This is a genomic window from Niallia taxi (genome assembly GCF_032818155.1).
Classification (GTDB): domain Bacteria; phylum Bacillota; class Bacilli; order Bacillales; family Cytobacillaceae; genus Niallia; species Niallia taxi_A.
In genome coordinates this window covers 828,989-853,312 of the sequence record NZ_CP102590.1, presented here as the reverse complement: position 1 = coordinate 853,312, position 24,324 = coordinate 828,989, and the positions used below count along the sequence as shown (strand labels likewise).

Below are 24,324 nucleotides of genomic sequence, written 5' to 3'. Positions count from 1 at the left end.
CATCATGAAAAAGAAATTACTCGTACTTATTACGATGGCAGTTATGCTTTTATTAGCAGCTTGCGGAAGTGGAAATGAAGAATCAGGAGATAGCAAAAAGAAAGTTCTTCGTGCAGGATCAACTGCACAAAGTTATCCGAACGGTTATGAAGAAGATGGAAAATTAGTTGGATTTGACGTAGAAGTGTTTGAAAAGATCGCTTCTAACTTAGGCTACGATGTAGAGTGGGTTAAAACTGATTTTGCTGGTTTAATGGGTCAATTAGAAACAGGAAAAATTGATACTGTAGCAAACTTTGTTGCTGTAACAGATGAAAGAAAAGCAAAATACAATTTCTCTGAGCCATATGCATATGCAGGGGCTACAATTGTTACTAATAAAGACAATGATTTCGATAGTTTAGATGATTTAAAAGGCAAAACAGTTTCTGGCGTATTAGGATCAAACAATGTTAAGAATCTAGAAAACTTCGATCCTGAAATTATCGCTAAAACATATGAAACACGTGATGGTGCAATGAATGACGCAATCAACAACCGTGTCGATGGCTATGTTAACTCAAAATCATCTTTAATTGCTGAGATTGAAAAAGGCGATCTGCCATTGAAATTTGTTGGTGACCCATTCGTGTATGAAGATGTTTCATTCCCATTTGCAAAAACTGAAGATGGTGAGAAATTAGCGGAAGCATTTAATACAGAAATCAAGAAGCTACGTGAGGATGGAACGTTAGCAGATCTATCTAAGAAATATTTTGCCGGTGAAGACATCACAGTTAAGGAATAATTTGGAGGAACAAAATGAATCTTGAACTCGATTTTGGTTACTTTATAGAAATTTTTCCGGCACTATTGAAATTAATACCATTCACCTTATTTCTTGCTGTTATATCAATGTTCTTTTCCGTTATCGGCGGTTTAGTTTTAGCATTAATCACTAGGTCGAATATACCTGTTTTAAAGCAGCTTGCAACGATTTACATTTCGTTCTTCCGGGCAATCCCTACATTAGTACAGTTGTTTTTAATCTATTATGGATTACCGCAAATTTTTCCAGGTTTAACTGGAATGACTGCAGTTACGGCAGCTATTTTGGGACTCAGCTTAAAGCAATCGGCGTTTTTAGCGGAAATTTTCCGAGCAGCACTGAACTCTGTCGATAAAGGGCAAGTAGAGGCTTGTTTATCTGTTGGGATGACAAAAGCACAAGCTTTGCGCAGGGTCGTATTACCACAAGCAACTCGTAATGCGATTCCAGCAAGCAGCAACGTTTTTATTGGTCTAATTAAAGAGACTTCCCTAGCTTTTACACTAGGTATCGTAGAATTATTTGCACAAGGAAAAATCTTAGCGGCTAGCTCCTTGAAATTCTTTGAAACGTACTTAGCGTTGGCATTGCTTTATTGGGTTATGATTATTTTAGTTACGTTAATCCAACAAGTGGTTGAAAAGCGAATGGAAAAACCGTACATCAGTTAAAGGAGTATTACCATGATATCTGTAAAAAACTTGAAAAAGAGTTTTGGTAAAAATACCGTTTTAAATGGTGTTGATTTACACGTCGACCGTGGCGATGTCTTGGCAATTATAGGACCATCAGGATCAGGAAAATCAACATTACTACGCTGCCTAAATTTATTAGAAGTACCTGAAGAAGGCACTATCCATATTGGCGAAACAAATGTAGACGTAGCTAAAATGGGAAGAAAAGAAGTCCATAATTTACGCCAAGAAACAGCAATGGTTTTCCAAAACTATAATCTGTTTAAAAATAAAACAGCTTTGCAAAATGTAACAGAAGCTTTAATTGTTGCAAAGAAAATGAGTAAGCAGGAAGCAGAAAAGATTGGAAAAGAGCTGTTAGTTAAGGTTGGGCTTGAGGATAAATTTCATCAATATCCGTCTACTTTATCTGGTGGACAGCAGCAGCGTGTCGGGATTGCTCGTGCGCTTGCTGTAAACCCAAATGCAATTCTATTTGATGAACCGACATCTGCACTTGACCCGGAATGGGTTTCTGAAGTACTTCAGGTTATCAAGGATATTGCAAAGCAAAATACGACGATGATTATCGTTACACATGAAATGAAATTTGCTGAGGAAGTAGCAAATCGTGTCATCTTCATGGCAGATGGAAATATTGTTGAGGAAAACGATCCAAAGGAATTATTCCATCATCCACAAAATCCAAGAACGAAACAATTTTTAAAAACACTGGAAAGAGATGAATAACAATCATGAAAATGTCTAATGAACTATTAGAGGATTTAATTGGTAAAAGAAGATATTTACATGAAAATCCAGAGCTTGCTTTTGAGGAATTCAATACAACTGCTCATATTAATAAGTGGTTAGAAGCACACAATATAACGATTCTACCACTTGATTTAGAAACAGGTGTAGTTGCAGAAATCAAGGGTGCGTTTGCAGGACCTACTATTGCAATCCGTTCAGATATTGATGCATTACCAATAAAAGAAGAAACACAGGTACCGTTTAAATCGAAAACAGACGGGAAAATGCATGCATGCGGTCATGATTTCCATACTGTTTCCATATTAGGTGCGGCAATTCTTTTAAATGATCAGAAGGATAAATTACACGGAAGTGTAAGATTTATTTTCCAAGCTGCAGAGGAAATTGCTCAAGGAGCGAAGATAGCAGTTGAAAAAGGTGCATTAGAAGGTGTTTCATCCATTTTTGGCATGCATAATAAGCCTGATTTGCCAGTTGGTACGATTGGTGTGAAATCTGGTGGATTAATGGCAAGTGTCGATAAATTTAAAATTAAATTCAATGGTGTTGGCGGACATGCGGGCATACCACATAATGCAATTGATCCGATTGTGATTGCTAGTCAATATGTAACATCTGTACAGACAATCATTGCTAGAAGATTAAACTTGTTTGATAATGCTGTAATAAGTATTACAAGCATCCATGGTGGAAACACATGGAATGTCATACCTGACGCTGTTGAGCTTGAAGGTACGGTTCGAACGTTCCAGCCTGACGCAAGAGCAGCAATTCCTGGTTTAATGAAGAACTTAGCTGAATCCATTGCGCAAGGAAATGGTGGCTCCGTTGAATTTATCTGGGATGATTATTTACCTGTTGTAAATAATGATGCTAACTTGGAGGAAATCGTGCGCAAAACTGCGGCAGATGCTGGCTATAATGTTGTCGATGGCGTGCCAAGTGCAGGTGGAGAAGATTTTGCCTTTTATCAAACGTACATCCCTGGCTTTTTTGTATGGATGGGGGTTAATGGACCGAAAGAGTGGCATCATCCTGAATATGATTTGAATGAGGAAGCAATTAAAGTTGCATCTGAATATTTTGCTCAACTAGCAGTTAATGTATTGAGTAAATAATATATGTCATAACTGGTTTGCAAGCGTAAAAGATCATTTTACGCTTGCGAAGCATGATTATTTTTAATGTATTATTGCTGATTAATCTTTCTTCTGTTAACAGAAGGAAGATTTTATTTTTTATTTTGTTAATGAGGGTTAAAAAGCAAAGGAGGAAATTCAATATGAACGATCAACCAAAAAAGGTGAAATTAGGCTTGTTCCTAGCTGGAACGGGCCATCACGTTGCTTCATGGAGACATCCACATGCTATAGAGAATGCCTCTATGAATCTGACATATTTTAAAGAAATAGCACAAACGGCGGAAAAGGGTTTATTTGACTTATTATTTTTGGCAGATAGCCTGTCGGTTGATGAAAATTCACATCCTAATATTCTAACTAGATTTGAGCCAATGACGCTGCTATCGTATATTGCGTCTGCGACAAGCCATATCGGGTTAGTAGCAACTGCATCCACTACATATGAAGAACCATTCCATGTTGCCAGGAAGTTTGCTTCATTGGATCATATTAGTGCAGGTCGAGCAGGGTGGAATGTTGTCACAACCTCGCTTGCTTCTACGGCAGAAAACTTTAATAAAACGGAGCATTTAGAACATAGTGCCCGCTATCGAAGAGCAACAGAATTTATGGAAGTAGCAAAAAAGCTATGGGATTCTTGGGAAGAAGACACATTAGTGATTGATAAAGAATCTGGGCAGTTTATTGATAAAAGCAAGTTCCATCAAATTAACCATCAAGGTGAATTCTTCTCTGTAAGAGGACCGCTGAATGTGTCAAGATCACCACAAGGGCAACCAGTCATTGTCCAAGCAGGGTCATCAGGTGACGGGCAGCGCTTTGCCGCTAAATATGCAGAAATTGTCTTTACTGCCCAAGCAAACAAAGACGATGCAATTACCTTTTACAAGGAACTAAAAGGTCAAATGGAACAATATAATCGCAAGAAAAGCAGTTTAAGTATCATGCCTGGATTTATGCCTATTGTCGGTGCGACAGAAGCAGAAGCACAAGAAAAATATGAGGCATTGCAGGAGTTAATCATACCTAAAGCTGGGCTTGCCATTTTGGGCAGATACTTTGGCGACATAGACTTTGCAGGGATTTCATTGGACACACCGTTTACAGATATTAAACTTCCAGATACTGTGAATGCTATTCAAAGCAAACATGAAATGATTTTAAAGAAAGCGAAGGAAGAAAACTGGACGTTGCGTCAGACGTATCAATGGGTTGCAGGTTCACGTGGACATCATATAGCAATCGGAACTCCGACTCAAATAGCTGACAAGATGGAGGAATGGGTCAGAGAAGGTGCGGCAGATGGCTTTAATATCATGCCTGCACTGCTGCCAGATTCTCTAACAGACTTTGTTACCTATGTCATTCCTGAGCTGCAAGCAAGAGGGATTTACCGTACGGAGTATGAAAGTGATACACTGCGTGGAAACTTAGGCTTATAACAGCCGAATCATTCTACTCACAAAATAAACGATAACTAATTAAATACTAGCTTTGAAATTACTATAATTTGTGTAAGTAGTTATGGTAAATATAGGTAAAGAGGCTGGGACATAAGTAAGTGAATCTGCATAAAACCCGAACTATTTTATCAACCAATGATTTAATGGTTCGGGTTTTTGTGTTTTTTAGTTTTAAAACATTGATTAGAAAACTTAGTGGAATGGAGCGGAGGTCACTCGATTACTAAGGGAAATAGAGGACGCTTTAGACCCCACAGGCGAGGACGAGCGCGCAATGAAACAAACTAATTTTAAACCCATATTCTATTTAGTCACGTGTTTCATTTTTCAAATTTAGATGTAATTTTATTATTCGTGTTTAGAAAGGTTATTCTTTTGTTTTGTCCCAGCCTCTTTGCTCTTGATTAACAAATTATATAGTATGGAAAATAGAATAAACACGTTTGAACCAAAGGGAAATATGGGATTAGACGTGTTTTTTTTCTATTAATATGTTCAGATTACCACGAGTGATTGGACTTAAATGAAGTAGACAGGATAATTATAAGAGGATTAGGCAATCTTTTGATAGTTATTGGTAAAGGAATTGTATGAAATATCGGGTATTCTAAAGGTAGTAAGAGAACGGAACAATTTTGAAGGAGGGAAAATTATGCAGAAACGAAAATTAGGCAAAAGCGGGTTAGAGGTATCGGCAATTGGCTTAGGATGTATGGGGATGGACCATGCTTATGGAAAACCAGCAAATCGAGAAGAAATGATTAAATTAATTCGTAAAGCTGTTGAACTTGGGTGTAATTTCTTTGATACTGCAGTTGTTTATGGCGAGGCTAATGAAGAATTATTAGGTGAAGCACTTGCTCCAGTCCGAAATCAGGTTGTAATCGCAACTAAATTTGGGATTACGGGTCAAGAAATCATACATGATCGCCCTCAAAATATTTTAAATAGTTCACCGCAATCTATTAGAGAACAATTAGAAGGCTCATTGAAACGATTAAAAGTAGATTCTATTGACTTATATTATCAACATCGTATTGATCCAAATATAGAACCAGAAGCAGTCGCAGAAACGATGAAGGACTTAATAGCTGAAGGGAAAGTTAAAGCATGGGGCTTATCAAATGCACCAATTGACTATATGAAGCGTGCACATGCTGTTTGTCCGATTGCTGCGATTGAAAATCAATACTCCATGATGTGGCGTGAACCGGAAAAAGAATTATTTGATATATGTGAAGAGCTAGATGTTGCATTTGTTGCATACAGTCCATTAGGAAATGGATTTTTAAGCGGGAAATATACAAAGGATACAACATATGAAGAAGGTGACTTTAGAAGTTTAATGGGAAGATTTAAACCTGCAGTGATTGATCATAATCAGCAGTTATTAGCTTTAATTGCTAGAGTAGCAGAAAGTAAAAATGCTACATCCGCACAAGTTGTATTAGCATGGGAGCTTGCCCAAATACCATTTATTATTCCTATACCAGGCACAACTAAATTAACCAGATTAGAAGAAAACCTAGGTGGAGCAGACATCAATTTAACTAAAGAAGAGTTAGCTAGCCTAAACAATGCACTAGCAAAAATTGATGTCGATGAAACACATTTTTAATCACTTAACTTACTTAAGCTAGTTTTAGGAACTTTAAAGTTGACTTAGAGTAACACGAAGATAGTAATATATGAGGTGCAAGATAGTAAACATATAGGAGGAATACCAAAATGGAAACAGTAACTTTAGCTAATGGAATAAAAATGCCTATTTTAGGATTTGGAGTTTATCAAATTAGTGACTTGGCAGAATGTGAGCGTGTCGTAGGTGAAGCAATTGAGGTTGGCTATAGATCAATCGATACTGCCCAAGCCTATAGGAATGAAGCAGCAGTTGGAAATGCAGTTCGTAAAAGTGGTATACCCCGTGAAGAATTCTTCATTACGACAAAAGTATGGATTTCAAATGCAGGCTATGAGAAAGCTAAAGCGTCCATTGAAGAATCTTTGCGTTTACTGCAAACAGAATATATCGATTTAATGTTAATACATCAACCATTCAATGACTACTACGGTACATATCGTGCGATGGAAGAGTATTATAAAGCAGGTAAAATCAAAGCAATTGGCGTAAGTAATTTTTATCCTGACCGTTTCATTGATATCGCTCAGTTTAGTGAAATAAAGCCAATGGTGAATCAAGTTGAAACACATGTATTTAACCAACAAAAACAAGCACAACAAATTATGGAAAAGTATGGGACACAAATTGAATCTTGGGGACCTTTTGCTGAAGGTAAAAATGACTTCTTTAACAATGAAACACTTAAAGCGATTGGAGAGCAATATGGTAAGTCTGTTGCGCAAGTGGCTTTGCGCTACCTTATCCAACGTAATGTTGTCGTTATCCCAAAAACGGTATCGAAAGACAGAATGATTCAAAACTTTGAAGTCTTTGATTTTGCATTAATAAATGAGGACATGAATAAGATTGAAAAGCTAGACCAAGAAAAGAGTCTGTTTTTCTCTCATTCTGATCCGGAAACAGTTGAGTTTTTGACAGGACTAGTGAGATAACCTACTGAATTGACGAATAGTTATTATAGCAAAAGCCGATTTTCCTTTAGAAAATCGGCTTTTTCATATTCGGTTATTATCATTAAATTCAGTACCAAACCTGATACCAGGCTTTAATCAGCAACGTTTTATTACTTTGTCGTTAATGCTCCAACCACCTTATGTGGAACATAAGGCTCTTCCAAGTAGGAGACTTCCTCTGTGGTTAACTTCACAGCTAAAGCACCAGCAGAATCCTCCAGATGAGACACTTTCGTAGCACCAATTATAGGAGCTGTTACTGGCTCTTTTTGCAGCAGCCAGGAGAGTGCAATTTGGGATCTTGCCACAGCATGTTTTTCTGCTAGCTCTGCAACTCGTTCTACAACTAAACGGTCATTCTGTTCTGTTGAACCGTATTTAGATTTTTGCGTTGCATCTGTTTCAGAACGGAGAGTATCCTCTGACCAATCACGGGTTAATCTGCCTGAAGCTAACGGACTGTAAGGAATCACACCAATTTTTTCTTCCTTACATAATGGCAGCATTTCTCGTTCCTCTTCCCTATATATTAGGTTAAGATGATTTTGCATGGAAACAAATTTTGTCCATCCATTTTTCTCAGCTGTATGGTTTGCCTTCAAAAACTGCCATGCATACATGGCTGAAGCGCCTATGTATCTTACCTTCCCAGCCTTTACTACATCATGAAGTGCTTCCATTGTTTCTTCAATTGGTGTGTTGTAATCCCAACGATGTATTTGGTACAAATCAACATAATCCGTTCCAAGGCGTTTAAGACTTTTATCAATTTCACTCATAATATGCTTTCGCGATAATCCCTTGCTATTGGGACCATTGCTGTTTAAATCCTTGCCTAACGGAAAGTAAACCTTTGTTGCAATGACAACTTCATCCCGATTTGAAAAGTCTTTAAGGGCACGTCCAAGAAATTCTTCACTCGTACCATCTGAGTAAACATTAGCAGTATCAAAAAAATTGATACCTAACTCAAGAGCTTTTTTAATAACTGTACGACTGCTCTCTTCATCAATTACCCAAGGATGCATCCAACGTTCCTTTACTCCAAAACCCATACAACCAAGACAAAGTCTAGATACATCTAATCCAGTGTTACCAAGCTTAGTATATTCCATTGCAATTCCTCACTTTCCAAATTTTTTTCGTTTTCATTACTAGTATAAATTTATATGTGAATCTTTCAATTGTCAAAAAGTAGCAATATGTATAGTAATGAACAAAATACTAAAAAATGTCCAACATCTTAATGACTATATATTGTCGGATATAATTTATCTGTTATCCAGCTGACGCAAAATAGTTTATAGATATTAATACATGACTATTGTGGATTAATCATTCATTTAACAGGGAATTATAGGTTAAGAGGAACAATGAAGCTTTTTTTATGGGGAATAAAATGACCACCAATTTATTGTTAACTTTACAGCCATATTTTTTAAGGGGAGCGACTATGGATTTTCATTATTTCACAACAGATGATCAAGTTAAATTAGCATATTCTGTGCAAGGGACAGGCATTCCTATCGTATTTTTGGCAGGATATGGTGCGCCAGGTGAGCTTTGGTTTTCTCAGGTTCAAGCCTGTGTTAAAGCGGGATTTCAAGCGATTGTGTTTGACAGACGCAGCCATGGAAATTCTGAGAATCCTGCCTTTGGGCAAAGCATGCAGCGACATGGACAAGACCTGTATCAGCTCATCCAGCACCTTGGGCTTGTAAAGCCAATATTAGTGGGACAGTCGATGGGAGCATCCGCTGTTTTTTCGTATCTAAAACAGTATGGGGAAGAAAATGTCAGCAGTGTAATTGATGTTGATCAAACCCCTAAAATACTTAATGATGATAATTGGAAGCACGGTATGTATAACTCAGAAAAGATTGACTTTGAAAATTATCTGAATCAAAAGCACCCTTCACCATTTTATAAAAGAGTTCCGTTCAATGTCCTTTTTCGTATGCTAATGATAAACCGAAAGCTGTCTAAATTTGATTTTGTATCAACAAAACCGTTATTCCTTGATCATATACATTCAGACTGGCGCCAAACCTTGGAAAAGTTGACGATACCGATACTATTCCTTGCTGGTGCACATAGTCCTATGTGGCCTGCCAGTCATGCTGAAGCCGCTGCAAAATTGTGCAGCAACGGAAAGTATTACATTGTAGAGAAAGCTGGCCATGCTGTTAACCTGGAGCAATCTAAAGCCAGCAACCAAGAAATCTTGCGTTTTATCCGCAGTATATAAGAGAATCAGTACTAATTAAAAGAACAGAACCCCCATTAGAGTGGAAATCTTAGATTAGTATGGTTATTTGCTAATCGGAATATATTGTATTTGGGTGAAATGGGTGAATGAATACATTTTAAAAAAAACAGCTTCTTATTTTTATGGACCACTTTAACCAGTGGAAAAATAATAGAATTCATTTTTACTTCAATAGAAACTCTGAGATAGACTAGAATTTACCAAGAGCACCTTATTTGATTTAAGATAAGGTGCTTTTAAAAAAAATTTATTGTTTATTAAGTCGTTTATGAGCGGAATTTCGATCTGCCGTAATGGGAATATGATTCAATACTTTTCCTAAACCATAGTGAGGCATATTTGCATAAATAGCTTCATAATTTCCCTTCCTTATTTGATACGTTTCATGATAAATTCCTACTGCATCATTGTTACCTACTTTTTGATTGAAAGACTTCCAAGCAGTCAAATGCTTTTCATTATGAGCATATGCAAGCAAATCTTCGACTGAACGCCAATATTGGATCATGGCAGTTGTTTTCATTCCGAAATAACTTTCCATCGATAAAAATCCTAGCTCCTCTTTGTTTGTATAAAGCTCCTTAATCATTCCTGGCATGGCTGTAAATACTGGTAACCACTTATGCATTGCGAGTCGCTTGTTAATTCTCATTCCAATGATAAAAACGACAATATCCTCTTTATTATCAATCGTATAACGCCCTGTATAAATGTGGTTGGTCATCACTAATTTCCCCCTATAAAAATTTATTAAGAGTAAAATCGCACCAGTCTATCGCTGCCTTGGTAGTTCTTTTTCCATAATCCAATGTACACAGCCAATATAATGCATCTTCATCATTATCTTTGTGATTAATAATAGCCTGTTCAATAGATATATAAGTTTGATAACGTTCTTCAAGTTCTTGCTTATAATTCTCTAGAAGCAATACCTTTTTTCCTCGATCTTGATAGCGTCCAAAAAATAATTTAAGCAAAACTTCATTTCGCTCAGTTGGTATTTGTTCAATTGGCTTCTCTAACCAATTCTTTAATACCTCTAATCCCTTCGAAGTCAAATAATATTCATTACTATCAGGTTTTCCATGACCAGATGAAGTACGAACCTCTGCTAATCCATCTTGGGCAATTAATTTTAGAGATGGATAAATTTGTCCATAACTAATTTTCCAAAAATGATTTAAGCTCTGGTCAATCAGCTGTTTAATAGCATAACCAGATTTACATTCAGTAGTTAATATTCCTAATATTGCATATGTAGTAGCGTTATAACTTTTCACTAATTTTCACACCTATCTAAAAGATATATATCATTTAGATACATGATAATAAATTCCAACATAAAACACAAGTTAATTTTCTGAATAAATAAAAATTTACAAAAAATAGCCGTAGCGATTTTAGATATCGTTACGGCTATAACTTTAAATGTAATTTCCCTATTATTTCGTATTATGAAGCAACCTCAAATTTCAAGGAGTTTCGATTTACTGTGATATATTCACCTGTTGTTTTATTCATTACTTGAGACACTTCCTTGGTATGCGTTATCTCAAACCAGTCATTTTGTATATCCACCAGTAATTTTACTTCAACATCACTTTCCCCATATTTAATACCACTATAATATAATTTCGTCATCGTCTTCATTCCTTTCTATAATGATTAATAAGAGTCATGCTTCAACAGTTTCTTAATTTAATTATAAGGTATTTTTTAAATGAAGTGTAATTCCCTTGCGAATTATACTTAAGCTAAAGGTGAGTATTGCTTTATAAAGGAATTGTTTCCAATAAATAGGAAGTAACTGTTATTATATATTAAAGGTGGTTGCTCTTCTATTATTGGTAGGTTGGAGAAGGGGAAGGTCTTTAGTTTAGTTATTGAAAGGGTTGAATATAATGGAGATTTGGGACGTTGAATCAAGTCAATATAGATTGGAGGATTTATTAGAAGAAGATATACAAATGGCAGAAGCTTATTTTGGCGTTAAATTACCTGATGACTATATTAAATTATTAAAAATACAAAACGGTGGAACACTTATATGTAATGCACTCCCAATAGCTTTAGATAGATGGGATGGAGATGACTATTTAGAAATAGATAATCTTCGTGGAATAAAAAAAGATAAAGGGATAATGGAAACAGAATATTTCAAACAGGAGTGGGGGATTAGCAAAAGAAATATTATTCTAATCAGTGGGGATGGTCATAGTTGGTTTGCCCTAGATTACAATCATGGCGCAGAACCAAAGGTTATATATATTGAAACAGATTCAGAAAGAATCACCCAAATATATGATACTTTTCAAGAATTCATCAACCACTTATACGTACATGAGCATGATGAAGAGGAAGGTTTGAGAACAACTCCACTTCCAACAATTGAAGACGCTAGAAAGTTAATTAATTGTAGCGAAGAGGATGATATTATAGAGGGTTTTGATATATTTAATTCGTTTATATATGATGAAAGTATCCATGAGGAATATTTTGATTATGTATTGAATTTTATAAAAAGTGGAAATGAAGATTTAAAAGATTATGCAGCAGAAGCGGTATGGAGAGTAGTAACTGCGCAATACCCAATAGATAAATCTTTAATTCAGAAAGTAATTGTTGAACTTAAAGATGATAAAGATCCGACCATTCAAAATTTTCTTGAAGAAATAGAAGAAATTATAAATTCTGTTTGAGGTTAAGGGCACAGTTGGCTCTTTTCTTATGTAACAATCTTGGTAGCATACCTGTAATAGATAAAAGTTAGCTGCGAATTGTAATGAAATTTAAAAAGTATTGGTAGGGATTCTATTGGAATTTTGGAATTATAAATTAAAAGACGACCCATATAAATTACAAAACATTAATAAAAAAGATATAGAACTAGCTGAAAAAGCTTTCCATATCAAATTACCTCAGGCTTACATTGATTTACTAACAGAACAAAATGGCGGTTGTTTAGAAAAAACTTGTTTACCGGTAAATTTTAAAAATGATTGGGCAGACGACCATATACTTTTTGATTATTTAATAGGAATTAAGAAAGACAAAGGTATCATGGAATCAAATTACTTACTCAAAGAGTGGGGAGTTAAAGAAAAAAATCTTATTATAATCAGTGGGGATGGTCATTTCTTTATAGCCCTTGATTATAGAACTAACAAAGAGAACCCAACAATCGTGTACATTGATACAACAGAAGATAAGATAACTAAAATCTATGAAGATTTTTCAACAATGGTGAATAGTTTATATGAAGAAGATGTAAAGAATAAGGAAGACATAGAAGAAATGGAAGAACTAAGAAAACACCTACAGAATTCTAAAAAAAGATCCATTGAACTAATGGAAAGCATGGATAATGATGACATAGTAGAAGGTATTCATATGTACTTTGGTGCAAATGCAGGTTTTATACAAGAGAATGATGTATATATAGAAAAACTTATAAAATTTATCCAGCATTCTAATGAGGATATACGCTTAGCTGCTGCTGAATGTTTATGGCGTTCCATTAGTATTGGTAATATCAAAGAAAATAAAGTAATTAGTTTGGTATTGGATATATTCAAAAATGAAAACCATCCAGATATTAAGTATTTTTATGATGATATAATTGAAAACCAAGCAAAATAAAGGACTCATTATGAATATTGGGAAGAGTAACAATAGAGCTTTAAATTCAGTGAGAAATGTTCTTCTAGTCCTGGTCATATTAGTATGCCTTATAACCGAGTAAGATATAATAGACTCCCGAATTTAGTGGTAAACATCGCAACTAAGGAGCCTCAAGGTCCATGCTTTGCCAACCAGCAAACCAGATGATAAAGATATCTGGTTTGCTAGCTAGGGCTAGGGCAGGCTAGTATAGCAGCTTCTCCTAGTAATATTGCTAGTAGGATCTTTATACCGATTAGCAGTATGCCCTGATTTAGTGATTTGTCGACTGAACCTTATAATTAAATGGCATCAATTTGCTAGTACATCTTGATACTCTTCTTTACTTTCAAGAACACTTTTTGCGTAAGGACATACAGGAATAATATATAAGTTTTCAGCTCTTGCATATTCAGCTAGCTTATTTACTAATTCTTTGCCTAATCCACGACCATTATGGCCCTCGTATACAACTGTATGGTTTACAATAATTAAATTTCTTCCATCTACATCTTTTCCACTTGGTATAAATTGAATTCTTGCAATAACTTCATTAGATTCCTCAATATAGAATTCATTCTTGTTCATTTTAATCTCAGCCATTTCCTCATTCTCCTAACTTTCTAGTTTTGTTTTATTTTTGCTCGTAAGTAAGTGCTCTACTTGGGCAAAGATCAATCACTTCCATGATTTTTTCATCTGTAGCATTCTGTGGTGATACCCAAGGTCTTTTCTGAGTATTGAATACACTTGGCAATCCCTTTACACATTCTGCTGCATGTTTGCAAGAATTGGGTTTCCAATATATTATGATATCTTCAGAATCATAAGTTTTAATTTTTTCGCTCATAATATCCTCCTTCTAATAGTTCCATGGCCATAATTTTAAAATATTCTTAATACATTCTTAATCGATATTTCACAAATCTGTATGATAAGTTTCTACCAACAAACGAGCTACTTAGTAGCAACATTACAAATTTTTGAAAAACAATATTAATTTAATAGTACTATATGTTAGGAGGAATCTCCAATTCGAGACTTGTTATTTAAAAATAAAATATATAGATGTAGCAAAATTTTTATCATTGGATTTTCTTCCACAGAAATATAAACAGTAAAGGTGCAACAAGCCCATATAAATGTAGAGGATCACAATCGGGGGAGCATTAGTTGAACAAGTTTAACTAAAAATAAAAAAGCCGCTTGGATAATTTGACTGTACTTATTTCAATTCGCCCCTTTGATTAAAAAGGGGCGAATTCATCTTGGCATCTCAATCAAAATAAACAGGTTCTTGAGGATTTCGTAAATGATTAAAAACCATTTTAATTTGCGATTCAGTAATTCGAGCAGTTGAAAATGGAGGTTATTTGTTTTCGGTAAAGAACGCAACTGCATTCGATTCCTTCCTTTGCCTGGCCACCAATTATTTCACATTGATATTTTATAAACATGATAGAGAGAGGGAGGATGTGGATGGCATTTTTTGTCTAAAACACTTATCAACTTGATCGCTCTTACATCAAACCCTGATTCTTCTTTTACTACTTTGATCGCAACTTCACTTGGAGTTAACCCTATGTCCCCCCAACCACCTGGCCATGACCACTCACCATCCGTTCTTTCGCTCACCATTCTGTGTATATACACCTGAAAAAAGATGTACCGATAGTACAACAGTACATCTTTTTCCATTAGGGAAAATGCCCTCGCTTTATGGAGTAAATAGGAATAATATATAGTGTTCTACAGTAATTAAGATCTTTTGTTTTTTCTCCATAATACGATTTTTGTCAACCTTTTAAGGTTGACCCTTTTACATAAAAGTATTTTGGTTTATCAATGTTATGCTTGTTTGCTTCATGGTGAAATTTTGGGTTGCGGTGCATTGCTTAATTTAAAATCCAGAGTTGTAAAAGAAAGGAGGAATAAAATTTGTACTCTTTACGTTGAAAGAAGTTAAAAGGAAACAAACTGTTTTAAGAAATAACTAGTTATCTAAATAGAATTTTTTGTATTTAGATGAACATAAATTAAATTAGTTGTAGGCTTTCCTTAGAGGGAAAGCCGGTTCTTATGTGACATTCGGGGCCGTCGGTTTAAGAATAATTACATATTGGCCATATACCTGCTCTTTTTATTATTAACGACTATTATTAAATCGGTTGGTTCTCAATCCGCCTCTTTTTATTTCAGCGTCAAAGGATATATCTATCTTTGACTTGGCGAATCCTTCATCCCAATTGTTATCCATTTCATATTTCTTAAAGTGCTTATAATCTTGATCTCGAAGCATTTCTCCTAAGCCAAAAATGTCTGCATTATATTCCGTACTTGCTTTTTGTATAAACTCTTTAATATTTTTTTCCATCGTTGAATTTATCCTTTTTTCTAACCTTCCAAAAGTAGAAATATCGTGGAAGTTCTCCAAACATTCTATCCCATCTAAATAACCTTCTGTCTTAATTTTAATATGAAAGTTTGGGACATTGTTTTTTTCCTTTGCTGTAACAACTGTTTTAGAGTGGGTTACTTCATATGCAAACTTTTTATCATCTTCACATTGTGCAGTCAATGTAGTAGTTTTTATTTTATTTTCTACAAAGAGTAAGTATCTCACCTCTTCAAGGGAACCATATCCAGCCAATTTTCCATGTTTGATAACAGCAAGAGACTCTAAATCAACCTTGGCCTCAGGAGTTTCATTTTTTAAGTTTTCTACATTTCCACCTTTTTTTGCATCTCCATTTAGCCGAACTGCAGGAAGAACGGGGGATTGTCCCGTTGCATTGTATACTCGAACAAAATCATTTAATTTTAAATCTGGCGCTCCACCATAATCTTTCTCCATAGTGTCTAATTGTCTGGCCAATTTTAAAGAAGCGCTTTTTTTATACATGTTAATAACCTGTAAGATATCTCCTGCGCTACTTCCTTTTTTCACCACTACGATATTAAAGTCATCTCGCATTTCTCTATTACGATCTACAAAGTCTAGAAATCCTATAAGACCTTCCTCCGCTATTTCTTCACTAATTGCTAATATATACATGTGTGAATAAATAGGGTGTGTAGCAATACCTGTATTTAGCTTAGTGGAAAGTTCAGCAATGGTATCTCCTTCTATTGAATAAACATAAGAGGGAGCATTACCAGAGGCCGTTTTAGCCGTCACTTCTCTTGCTTCTGTGGTTTCAACAGTAAGTCTGAATTTTGAACGTTCGCCTTTATCTACTGCCATCCCTGTTATAACAGATTCTCCAGACAATTCTCTACGATCCCAACAACCCGCCAATAGGATTACTATATGTATTATGATAATAATTTTTATTATTCGCATATAAACTCCAATAACATTATTTAATGCTATTAGTTTTCTCAATAATCCATACATGTTATTCCAGTTTCCAATTCAGTAGTGAGACTAAAAAAACAAAATTTAGATGTGGTAAGCTTGTAATTGTTCATAATAAAAATTTGCAGGGTTATAAGAGGTGTCAATAGAATTGAAAACAAACGATGAGGCTTTATTGGTAATATTCAAATATATAAGTACTTATATTAGATATATCTTCCTTCCAAGCGAAAGAAAGTTTTTATCCAATGTAAGTTTAGTAAAAGAGAAATATTGGTTTCAAAAATTATTAAAAAACAATCCAGCTATCTCTAGGCTTTTGGAAGAAGATAAAGAACTTAAAGATTATTTTTCATCCAGGAAAAAGGTTAGAAAGTTGCTTAGAGATAAAGAGGAACGAAAGAACTTCAAAAAATTGATAAAAGTTAAAGAATAGAAGCAACCTTTAAAGGAGATTGGAATATATAAATGGGGACATAATCGAAGAAGATTATTGCTTTTATTTCTTCTACAACTGTAGGGTATCATTCTGTAATAAATGAAAAAATAGCTTATGGAAGAAACAGGGCAGGATAATTTAAGTATACTTATTCACAAACTAGTTGCACTTAGGTTATTCATGTTAATAATCTAGAAGAAATAGTAGAAGTTCTTATACATAAATAAAAGTCTACAAGGAGGATTGTAAATGAGTTTGGCTACTTATATAGGGTGTAATATAGAATTACCGATTAATGATGTCGATGAGGGTTCAGATGAATTTTTTTATATTTACGGTTACTTCGCAGATGAGCTTAATCTGCTAAATGTAAAAAATCATCAGTTTAATACTCCTTATATCTATGAAATATCAGGTAATTTGGGAATTGAGATTAGCCTATATATGAATCCAAAAAGACGTGCAAAATCGCAGAAGAATCTAATGAAATTATTTGAAATTATGGATACTTATATAAGTAATGACGATTTTTTTGAACTTTATAGTTGCTGGGTAGGAGAAGAAGCTAGAGAGCGAAAAGGGGAAATAACGCTCCATATCAATAATTTTGATATTGATCAAATTGAAATACCTGAACAAACGCTAGTTAGATTTGTAAAATGAATATTTCTTGTTAGATATATTTAATTCGTTATTAAGGAACCATATTCCTGTTTGTTTTGTTTATCTTAGATGAACTGTTAATAGGAGTGGTTTATAAGTCGCTTTTCTTATCTTATGAAGCCTCTTCATATTGGTCCAGCTCTAGAACAGAAAAGGCACCAACTATTTCACTGATTTTAACAGCGATGTATGAGTTTTTTTGTCCTGATTTCTCATCGACTTTCACTACTGTTAAAGATGTGTCTAAGCTTGATTTGCTTGCATCGTTCACTCTCAGTGTTACATCGTCTTTGCCTGAAGATATAACAACAATCTTTTCCTTACCAGATGCATTGAAGATTTTGTAGCCCTTATATTTAGTGTTTGTTGATTGTAACTCATCCACGTAGTTGAACACATCAGGCAACTCTTTTATTGCATCTTCTTCTAAGAGGATGTAATCCATTGAGCTGGAGCAGCCTGATAAAAGGAAGAAAGATAAAAAAACACAACAGAATGAATTTTTTTTCATTTTAACGTCTCCTTAGATGTATTTAGGAATGTATTAATTGATTTCTGTAATGGTGATAAAGAGTTTTGCTAAACCTCTATGGTCGTATGAACAGATAGGATAGAGATTCTGAAAGTATTAAGTCTATATGTAAGTAAAGAGGGGGGATTAGTCCTTCGGTATAAAATAGTTCAACCCTCTAACCATATGGATACTTTCTTTTCCATTGCTTCTTGCAAGTCGTTAATTTCACCCACATCCTGTATTGCTTTTTTTACATATTTTTTTGGGAACATTTCTTCTAAAGAGGATTGATATCCGGTGCCGTCCTCTGGTTCTTGATAGCCGACTACAGAATAGGTATCTCCTCTCTTATCTAAGCGGATCAGAGCTGCCAATGAATGTCCTGCCTGTGTTTCTGTTCCAGTTGACCTGTTGAAACCAGCGTAGTAAGACCACATGTATACATCTATAATTCCTTTTGACTCACTGGTACCATACACTCTATGTACCTCGAATTGTTTCTCTGTATCTGGATAAGAAGTTGCATTTTTCTTTATAATGTAGTCGGATATGATGTCATCCATCTGTTTGGTTACCTGTTTATTTCCGTTCGTGGTTACCACTCCAGATTTTGTACAACCTGTTAGAGCTATGGTGAGAATGATTGAGATAATGAAGATAATGAAGATGAGTTTGTTCCTTTTCATATGGGGCTATTAACCCTCCTTGGTGGTTTCTGATGCTTTGTTGTGTTAGACGGCCATGATTTACAAAAAGTTACAAAGAAGAAAGTATTGGTACATAAATGGTTGAATTATTTAGTTGGATTAATATAAAGAAGTTTGCTCTTTAACTAAAGGAGGAGTGAAGATTTTTGTATTTAAATAACTATGCAAAAATTTTTGTGAATGTTGGAGTGACAGTTGAAAAGGGAGATCTAATTAAGATGAAATTTTTCTTCTGAACATTTACCTTTAGTCTGTGAAATCTCAAAAGAAGCCTACAAAAATGTTGTTTTTTAATTCTTTGGAGATATCAAGGCATCCATCCTCCAGTAAAAAATTATAGCAGCAAGCTATACGGAACAAACGTGGCAGGATAGTTGAAGAACAAAATATGATAAATTAAGAATACATATTTTAAATTTAAATGTTAAAGAGGTTGAGTATGAAAGAAAAAATTAAATCTCAGTTAGTAAGATTAGTGGGGCTAAAGTTACAGTATGCAGGACGGACATCTAACCTCTTTTGGCTTGGTATTGGGGATTTAGTTAAAATAAACCGAAGAGGCAGAATCGAGGAAACGGCAGAATACGCTTTACATATCCAATGTTCATGGAGAATTACATTAGGAAACAAAATTATTGTAGCTTCAAGGGATTTCTATTCTCCAAATTCACAATGGGATGAAAAAAATGAGGATTTCGATTGGGATATAAAAGGTAACAATAGATTTGATGAACGTATTAATACTTTTATAAAAGACTATGGCCAAATTAAAGTATTACAAATTGATTCTGATGAAGTTGGTGGATTAAATGTCACTTTATCTGGGAATTACAAGTTAGAAGTATTTCCAGATAGTTCAGAAGACGATGAACAAAATGAACACTGGAGATTCTTTAATCGAAAAGAAAACAGTCCTCATTTTATTGTTACTGGAAATGGAATTGAAAAAGTTTGAACTTCCACTAACGGGTGATTGATCCAGTAAGGATTAATGATTCTTTATCTCCCTTGTACTAACGTTGCAGCATTTCTGTAATAAATGAAAACTAGCTTATAGCAGAAACGTGGCAGCATGACCGACATCCACCTTATGGAAAGGTTGAACGAAGGAATGTAGGAGCGTAGACTCTGTGAGACTTGGGAGGGTAGACCCCCGTAAGATATGTGGACATCCATTGGTGCGTACATACCTATTTATCCAACTTTTTGAAATGGACTGAAGGTTGGCTAGTTTCTTGCTCTCATTTTTTTCGTAAACAGCTAGATTGTATTCTTTTCTCTCTAATCAAATCTATGAAGTTAAATAGGTTAGATAGCAATATGGAGAAAAACTGCGTATTTAAGAGATAAGTGTTTGTTTATTGAGGGAGGATAGTGAAATAAGGATTTTTGTAGACCTATGTAATAAACTGAGAATAGCTAAATAATGTTTATAAAAAAGAAACCCTTACCTATTAAGTGAGGGTTTAACGTGGAAAGAGATATAGAAATAATTTAGATTTAATTTTGTGTTTTTTTAACTTTTACGCTTATTTTGGTAATATAATCATCTTCATTCGTAGCAACTAATGAATGGAGTAAATATTCCTCATAAACATCTCCATCTGTAATAAAGTCTTGTTTTTTAAGCTCTTTTATTAAATTGAAATAAGTTCCCTTAAGACTATCATATTTTCCTTGATGATAAATAATAGCATACATACCAGCAGGTTTTTTAACTGCATTTGGCCCTTCCATTCTACAGAATAAACATTCTACTTTTTGATATTCTTCATTTAGAAGCTTATTTGTTTTTAAAACAGACCCAAAAGAAGCTAATCCTTTTATGCCAATTTCTTTTATGAATTCCTCATACATATTTGACAATTCTTCCACAGGAGCATCCCAATCAACATCTTTTGCTGAACTATATAAAACATATTCTACTGGCATCTCTTTTATTATTAACTCTCCTATAGTGACATTACTCAGCTCGTTCGTTACCTCAGTTATATTACTGAGTAAGGTTTGTATTTCTTTTAGGTTACTGATTTCATTTTTTATTTTTTCTATTTGGATAGAAGCAAGCTCATTCAAGGAGTCAATAGAAGGTGAAGCAAAATATTTTTTTAAATCTTTTATAGGAAGATTGACTGAACGAAGTGAGTGTATAGCAATAAAACTATCTAATTGTTCTAAAGTGTAATATCGATAACCATTTGAGTGTATACCTGCTGGTTTAAACAAATTAATTTTATCATAGTACAATAATGTGTCTTTATTTATATCAAATAAGTCAGCAAATTCTCCTGTCGAAAATGTTTTATGAAATTTATTGTTCAATTTATCGATTCCCCTCTTCACTATGGAGTTACTCCATGCTTTATAATAACATTTATTATAGAATCTGTACCTAAATTATAAAAGCTTATATAGATAATATCATTGGCTTTATATAGCTAGAATTATCTTTAGGCAATAAAAAGGAGTTTGTTGAACCATGTATTTATTATCAAGTATTCTTACAATAAGTAACTTTATATGTGGTGTCCTGTCAATCTTTTCTCTGTTTTTTTCAGATATCTTCGCAGCTATGTTATTTATTTTTTTCGGTATGATATTTGATTTATTAGACGGCGCTGCTGCTAGAAAGTATAATTCTATATCAGAATTTGGAAAGGAGTTAGATTCCCTTTCAGATATAGTTACTTTTTGTATAGCCCCTTCTATGCTTGTTTATTATATATCATTATATCAGCTATCAATAATAGGTCTGTTAATTGTTCTAGGTTTTAGCGTATGTGGCTTAATTCGTCTTGCACGATTTAATGCGAAACAAAGTAATTTATCAACATTTATTGGTATGCCAGTCCCACTTGCTGCATTTTGTTTAATGGGTATATCTTTTCTTCAACATCCAGTTATAGTAGCTTTTTGTACTTGTTTATTAGGTTATCTTATGGTGAGCCGTATTAAATTTCCTCACTTTAAAAATAATGGAAATTGGGAGAGCGAAAATGGAATTAGTTAATGATCTAATTATGCATTATGGCTATATAGCTGTCTTTTTTATGCTTATGCTAGGAATAATAGGTTTACCAATACCGGACGAATTCGTAATGGTATTAATCGGATATTTCACACATATAGGTACTCTTAGCTATACGTTGTCTATTATAATTTGTTTCACAGGTTCCTTATTAGGAATGATAATAAGCTATTTTATTGGGAAGAAGGCTGGGAGGCCAATTATTGATAAATTTGGAAAATGGATTGGGTTGAAAGAAAAAAGAATTGTAAGGGTTGAGAATTGGATGAGTAAATATGGTTCCTATTCAATTATTTTTGGATATTTTGTACCTGGTATTCGTCATATAACATGCTATTTTTGCGGTGTCTCACACATGAGGTTAAGATCATATATTTTATTTGCTGGGATAGGAGCTTTTTTATGGTGTTTTATTTTTATTACGATTGGAAGATTTCTAGGTTAGATCGTTGGTGAGTAAAGGTATAATCTTGGAATTCGTAGAAAAAGAAAGTTTTAACACTCTTTTTACAAGGTTAACCTTTAACTAACAAAATGAGAACAATTAGATATAACAATCCACTCGTTTGAGTGAATAATACCTGCAGTGGAGGCAATTTAATCTTTCTGCAGAAGAGATGTCAGCATCAATTGAAGCAGTCAGTAACTTCTGCTATAAATGATGCTGAAATAACTTTGAAATGAAAAGTAAAATTAGCCTTTTCAAAATAAATAAACATTATATAATATTAAACACTTATTAACAGGTACGATCTTAAAGGTCGTGCCTTTTTTAGTTAAAATTTTAAACTAATTAATGTTGTGAGCATAATAAAGGGTTGATTAAATAATCAAATTAAGCAAGTGAGATACTTTTACTATTTTGATTTTCTTTTTAAACTTTATCTATTTTTCGCTTTACTATGGAGTAACTCCATACTTTATGATTATATTTATTATAAAAAGTAAAAGTATCAATGATAAATAAAAATTACTTTTGGAGGTTTATATATGACAATGCTTTTTAAATCTAAAGGTGCCATGATATTGCTTATGTTAAATATGTTTTTAGCGATGGCAGCATTCGGTTTAGTTGTACCTGTTATGCCAGAGTATATTAAAATGCTAGGGCTTAGCGGAACAATCGCTGGATTTTTAACTGCTGCTTTTGCAGTAACACAGTTATTCTTCTCACCATTTGCAGGACGATTTTCAGATCAATATGGACGAAAGAAGGCCATTGTTTTTGGAATGGTAGTACTTGCAGTTTCTGAGGCGATATTTGCATTAGGATCATCTGCAATATGGTTATTTATCTCCAGATTCCTAGGAGGATTAGGTATCGCTTTCGTTGCACCTGCAGTTATGGCCTTTATTGCAGATATAACTACTGAGCAAGAGCGTGCGAAAGGCATTGGTTATATTTCTGCAGCAATGTCTACAGGTTTCTTAATTGGTCCAGGTATTGGTGGATTTCTTGCAGAATATGGTACTCGAGTGCCTTTTTATGCTGCTGCAATTGGTGCAGGTATAGCTGCACTTATAACGTGGTTAGTATTACCGGAAGTTAACAGGGTGAACAATGGGGATGTAAAAAATGGTATTTCAACATCTAATCAAGGTATATTAAGAATGATCATTAGCTCTGTTAAAGCTCCATATTTTAATGCTTTAATTGTATTATTAGTGCTGGGATTTGCTCTCTCTAATTTCGAGACAGTCTTTGGCTTGTATCTGGATGCAAAATATAATTTCAATCCAAAAGACATAGCAGTAATTATGACTATTGGTGCTGTTGTTGGAGTAATAATTCAGCTTGGAATATTAGACTTACTCGTGAAAAAAATAGGGGAGTTAAAAGTTATATATTTGAGTTTATTAGTTGCGGGCCTATCTATTATGTGTATTATCATAGCAAACAGTTATTGGTCACTTATATTTGTTACCATAATCGTGTTTGCTGCTTGTGACTTGTTAAGACCTGCGGCAAGTTCATATTTATCTAAGCAAGCAGGAACAGACCAAGGATATGTTGCTGGATTGAACTCTTCCTATAATAGTATAGGTACTATCCTAGGTTCTGCAGCAGCAGGAATTTTATATGATGTTAGTATAGGACTTCCGTATATTATTGCAGGTGCTATATTAATCCTTTGTTACTTTTCATTATTGGTTGTTGATAAATATAAGCCAAGAGCCAGAAACAAAACATTTGAGAAAATAAAATAAATTAAAACCAAGGTAAAGTAAT

General features: G+C 34.2%; 27 protein-coding genes. 16 read left to right on the top strand and 11 right to left on the bottom strand.

All coding sequences use genetic code 11. The features are described 5' to 3' along the window. Window positions 1-4: 4 nt before the first annotated feature. The 7 genes from NQZ71_RS23350 (at window position 5) to NQZ71_RS23320 (ending at window position 7,435) form a co-directional block, all read left to right on the top strand. On the top strand, window positions 5-787 hold the full coding sequence (locus NQZ71_RS23350; RefSeq protein WP_317011837.1) for a transporter substrate-binding domain-containing protein: 783 nt from the start codon (window positions 5-7) through the stop codon (window positions 785-787). Between the two features lie 14 nt (window positions 788-801). Next, window positions 802-1,479, top strand: a complete 678-nt coding sequence (locus NQZ71_RS23345) for an amino acid ABC transporter permease (protein WP_144457830.1) — start codon at window positions 802-804, stop codon at window positions 1,477-1,479. 12 nt (window positions 1,480-1,491) lie between these two features. Next, entirely contained in the window at window positions 1,492-2,232 is a 741-nt protein-coding gene (locus NQZ71_RS23340; RefSeq protein ID WP_144457828.1) for an amino acid ABC transporter ATP-binding protein, read from the top strand. Window positions 2,233-2,243: 11 nt separating this feature from the next. Beyond that, on the top strand, window positions 2,244-3,374 hold the full coding sequence (locus tag NQZ71_RS23335) for an amidohydrolase (protein WP_317012523.1): 1,131 nt from the start codon (window positions 2,244-2,246) through the stop codon (window positions 3,372-3,374). 164 nt (window positions 3,375-3,538) lie between these two features. Next, entirely contained in the window at window positions 3,539-4,840 is a 1,302-nt protein-coding gene (locus tag NQZ71_RS23330) for an LLM class flavin-dependent oxidoreductase (protein WP_317011836.1), read from the top strand. Window positions 4,841-5,513: 673 nt separating this feature from the next. Then, a complete protein-coding gene (locus NQZ71_RS23325) occupies window positions 5,514-6,479 on the top strand; it encodes an aldo/keto reductase (RefSeq protein ID WP_317011835.1) in 966 nt (321 codons plus the stop codon). Window positions 6,480-6,589: 110 nt separating this feature from the next. After that, the gene (locus NQZ71_RS23320) at window positions 6,590-7,435 is read left to right on the top strand and encodes an aldo/keto reductase (RefSeq protein WP_317011834.1); all 846 of its coding nucleotides are present in this window, start codon (window positions 6,590-6,592) and stop codon (window positions 7,433-7,435) included. Between the two features lie 131 nt (window positions 7,436-7,566). Here the strand turns inward: NQZ71_RS23320 and NQZ71_RS23315 are convergent, their stop codons facing one another. After that, a complete protein-coding gene (locus NQZ71_RS23315) occupies window positions 7,567-8,571 on the bottom strand; it encodes an aldo/keto reductase (protein WP_275008542.1) in 1,005 nt (334 codons plus the stop codon). Window positions 8,572-8,909: 338 nt separating this feature from the next. Between NQZ71_RS23315 and NQZ71_RS23310 the strand changes: the two genes are divergently transcribed. Continuing rightward, entirely contained in the window at window positions 8,910-9,704 is a 795-nt protein-coding gene (locus NQZ71_RS23310) for an alpha/beta fold hydrolase (RefSeq protein ID WP_317011832.1), read from the top strand. Window positions 9,705-9,972: 268 nt separating this feature from the next. Here the strand turns inward: NQZ71_RS23310 and NQZ71_RS23305 are convergent, their stop codons facing one another. From NQZ71_RS23305 to NQZ71_RS23295, 3 genes are all read right to left on the bottom strand, one after another. Next, a complete protein-coding gene (locus tag NQZ71_RS23305; RefSeq protein ID WP_260055096.1) occupies window positions 9,973-10,449 on the bottom strand; it encodes a DUF4188 domain-containing protein in 477 nt (158 codons plus the stop codon). 13 nt (window positions 10,450-10,462) lie between these two features. Next, on the bottom strand, window positions 10,463-11,005 hold the full coding sequence (locus NQZ71_RS23300) for a PadR family transcriptional regulator (protein ID WP_275008540.1): 543 nt from the start codon (window positions 11,003-11,005) through the stop codon (window positions 10,463-10,465). Between the two features lie 172 nt (window positions 11,006-11,177). Next, entirely contained in the window at window positions 11,178-11,366 is a 189-nt protein-coding gene (locus NQZ71_RS23295) for a hypothetical protein (protein WP_317011831.1), read from the bottom strand. A 260-nt stretch (window positions 11,367-11,626) separates the two neighbouring features. On the opposite strand from NQZ71_RS23295, the gene NQZ71_RS23290 reads away from it, so the two are divergent. Together NQZ71_RS23290 and NQZ71_RS23285 are read left to right on the top strand one after the other, a co-directional pair. Next, the gene (locus NQZ71_RS23290; RefSeq protein ID WP_275008538.1) at window positions 11,627-12,424 is read left to right on the top strand and encodes an SMI1/KNR4 family protein; all 798 of its coding nucleotides are present in this window, start codon (window positions 11,627-11,629) and stop codon (window positions 12,422-12,424) included. Between the two features lie 115 nt (window positions 12,425-12,539). Beyond that, window positions 12,540-13,364, top strand: a complete 825-nt coding sequence (locus NQZ71_RS23285) for an SMI1/KNR4 family protein (protein WP_275008537.1) — start codon at window positions 12,540-12,542, stop codon at window positions 13,362-13,364. 333 nt (window positions 13,365-13,697) lie between these two features. Here the strand turns inward: NQZ71_RS23285 and NQZ71_RS23280 are convergent, their stop codons facing one another. The 4 genes from NQZ71_RS23280 to NQZ71_RS23265 all read right to left on the bottom strand — a co-directional run bounded on the left by NQZ71_RS23280 (window position 13,698) and on the right by NQZ71_RS23265 (window position 16,782). Then, entirely contained in the window at window positions 13,698-13,988 is a 291-nt protein-coding gene (locus tag NQZ71_RS23280) for a GNAT family N-acetyltransferase (protein ID WP_275008536.1), read from the bottom strand. A gap of 31 nt (window positions 13,989-14,019) precedes the next feature. Then, on the bottom strand, window positions 14,020-14,235 hold the full coding sequence (locus NQZ71_RS23275; protein WP_260055100.1) for a (4Fe-4S)-binding protein: 216 nt from the start codon (window positions 14,233-14,235) through the stop codon (window positions 14,020-14,022). A gap of 584 nt (window positions 14,236-14,819) precedes the next feature. Then, window positions 14,820-15,023 carry an NUDIX hydrolase gene (locus NQZ71_RS26280; protein WP_394374162.1) on the bottom strand — a complete coding sequence of 68 codons (204 nt, stop codon included), beginning with the start codon at window positions 15,021-15,023 and terminating at the stop codon, window positions 14,820-14,822. 508 nt (window positions 15,024-15,531) lie between these two features. Further along, window positions 15,532-16,782 (bottom strand): Ger(x)C family spore germination protein, encoded by a 1,251-nt coding sequence (locus NQZ71_RS23265; RefSeq protein WP_275008535.1) that lies wholly within the window; start codon window positions 16,780-16,782, stop codon window positions 15,532-15,534. A gap of 112 nt (window positions 16,783-16,894) precedes the next feature. Here NQZ71_RS23265 and NQZ71_RS23260 point away from each other — a divergent pair, with 112 nt between their 5' ends. Both NQZ71_RS23260 and NQZ71_RS23255 read left to right on the top strand, forming a co-directional pair. Beyond that, window positions 16,895-17,179: a hypothetical protein gene (locus NQZ71_RS23260; RefSeq protein ID WP_317011830.1), complete on the top strand. Its 285-nt coding sequence runs from the start codon at window positions 16,895-16,897 to the stop codon at window positions 17,177-17,179. A 252-nt stretch (window positions 17,180-17,431) separates the two neighbouring features. Next, on the top strand, window positions 17,432-17,845 hold the full coding sequence (locus tag NQZ71_RS23255; RefSeq protein WP_317011829.1) for a hypothetical protein: 414 nt from the start codon (window positions 17,432-17,434) through the stop codon (window positions 17,843-17,845). A gap of 112 nt (window positions 17,846-17,957) precedes the next feature. On the opposite strand, the gene NQZ71_RS23250 is transcribed toward NQZ71_RS23255, so the two are convergent. Both NQZ71_RS23250 and NQZ71_RS23245 read right to left on the bottom strand, forming a co-directional pair. Then, window positions 17,958-18,356, bottom strand: a complete 399-nt coding sequence (locus tag NQZ71_RS23250) for a hypothetical protein (protein ID WP_317011828.1) — start codon at window positions 18,354-18,356, stop codon at window positions 17,958-17,960. A gap of 170 nt (window positions 18,357-18,526) precedes the next feature. Beyond that, window positions 18,527-19,045 carry a hypothetical protein gene (locus NQZ71_RS23245; protein ID WP_275008531.1) on the bottom strand — a complete coding sequence of 173 codons (519 nt, stop codon included), beginning with the start codon at window positions 19,043-19,045 and terminating at the stop codon, window positions 18,527-18,529. A 460-nt stretch (window positions 19,046-19,505) separates the two neighbouring features. Between NQZ71_RS23245 and NQZ71_RS23240 the strand changes: the two genes are divergently transcribed. Continuing rightward, a complete protein-coding gene (locus tag NQZ71_RS23240) occupies window positions 19,506-20,021 on the top strand; it encodes a hypothetical protein (protein WP_317011827.1) in 516 nt (171 codons plus the stop codon). Window positions 20,022-20,566: 545 nt separating this feature from the next. Here the strand turns inward: NQZ71_RS23240 and NQZ71_RS23235 are convergent. After that, window positions 20,567-21,388, bottom strand: a complete 822-nt coding sequence (locus tag NQZ71_RS23235) for a MerR family transcriptional regulator (protein ID WP_317011826.1) — start codon at window positions 21,386-21,388, stop codon at window positions 20,567-20,569. 157 nt (window positions 21,389-21,545) lie between these two features. Here NQZ71_RS23235 and pssA point away from each other — a divergent pair, with 157 nt between their 5' ends. The 3 genes from pssA to NQZ71_RS23220 all read left to right on the top strand — a co-directional run bounded on the left by pssA (window position 21,546) and on the right by NQZ71_RS23220 (window position 24,302). Then, window positions 21,546-22,076 carry a CDP-diacylglycerol--serine O-phosphatidyltransferase gene (gene pssA, locus NQZ71_RS23230; RefSeq protein WP_260056007.1) on the top strand — a complete coding sequence of 177 codons (531 nt, stop codon included), beginning with the start codon at window positions 21,546-21,548 and terminating at the stop codon, window positions 22,074-22,076. Further along, window positions 22,063-22,539, top strand: coding sequence for a DedA family protein (locus NQZ71_RS23225; RefSeq protein WP_260056006.1), 477 nt, complete (start codon window positions 22,063-22,065; stop codon window positions 22,537-22,539). The genes pssA and NQZ71_RS23225 overlap by 14 nt, the downstream gene beginning before the upstream one ends. Before the next feature lie 545 nt (window positions 22,540-23,084). After that, entirely contained in the window at window positions 23,085-24,302 is a 1,218-nt protein-coding gene (locus tag NQZ71_RS23220) for an MFS transporter (protein ID WP_317011825.1), read from the top strand. Window positions 24,303-24,324 lie beyond the last annotated feature (22 nt).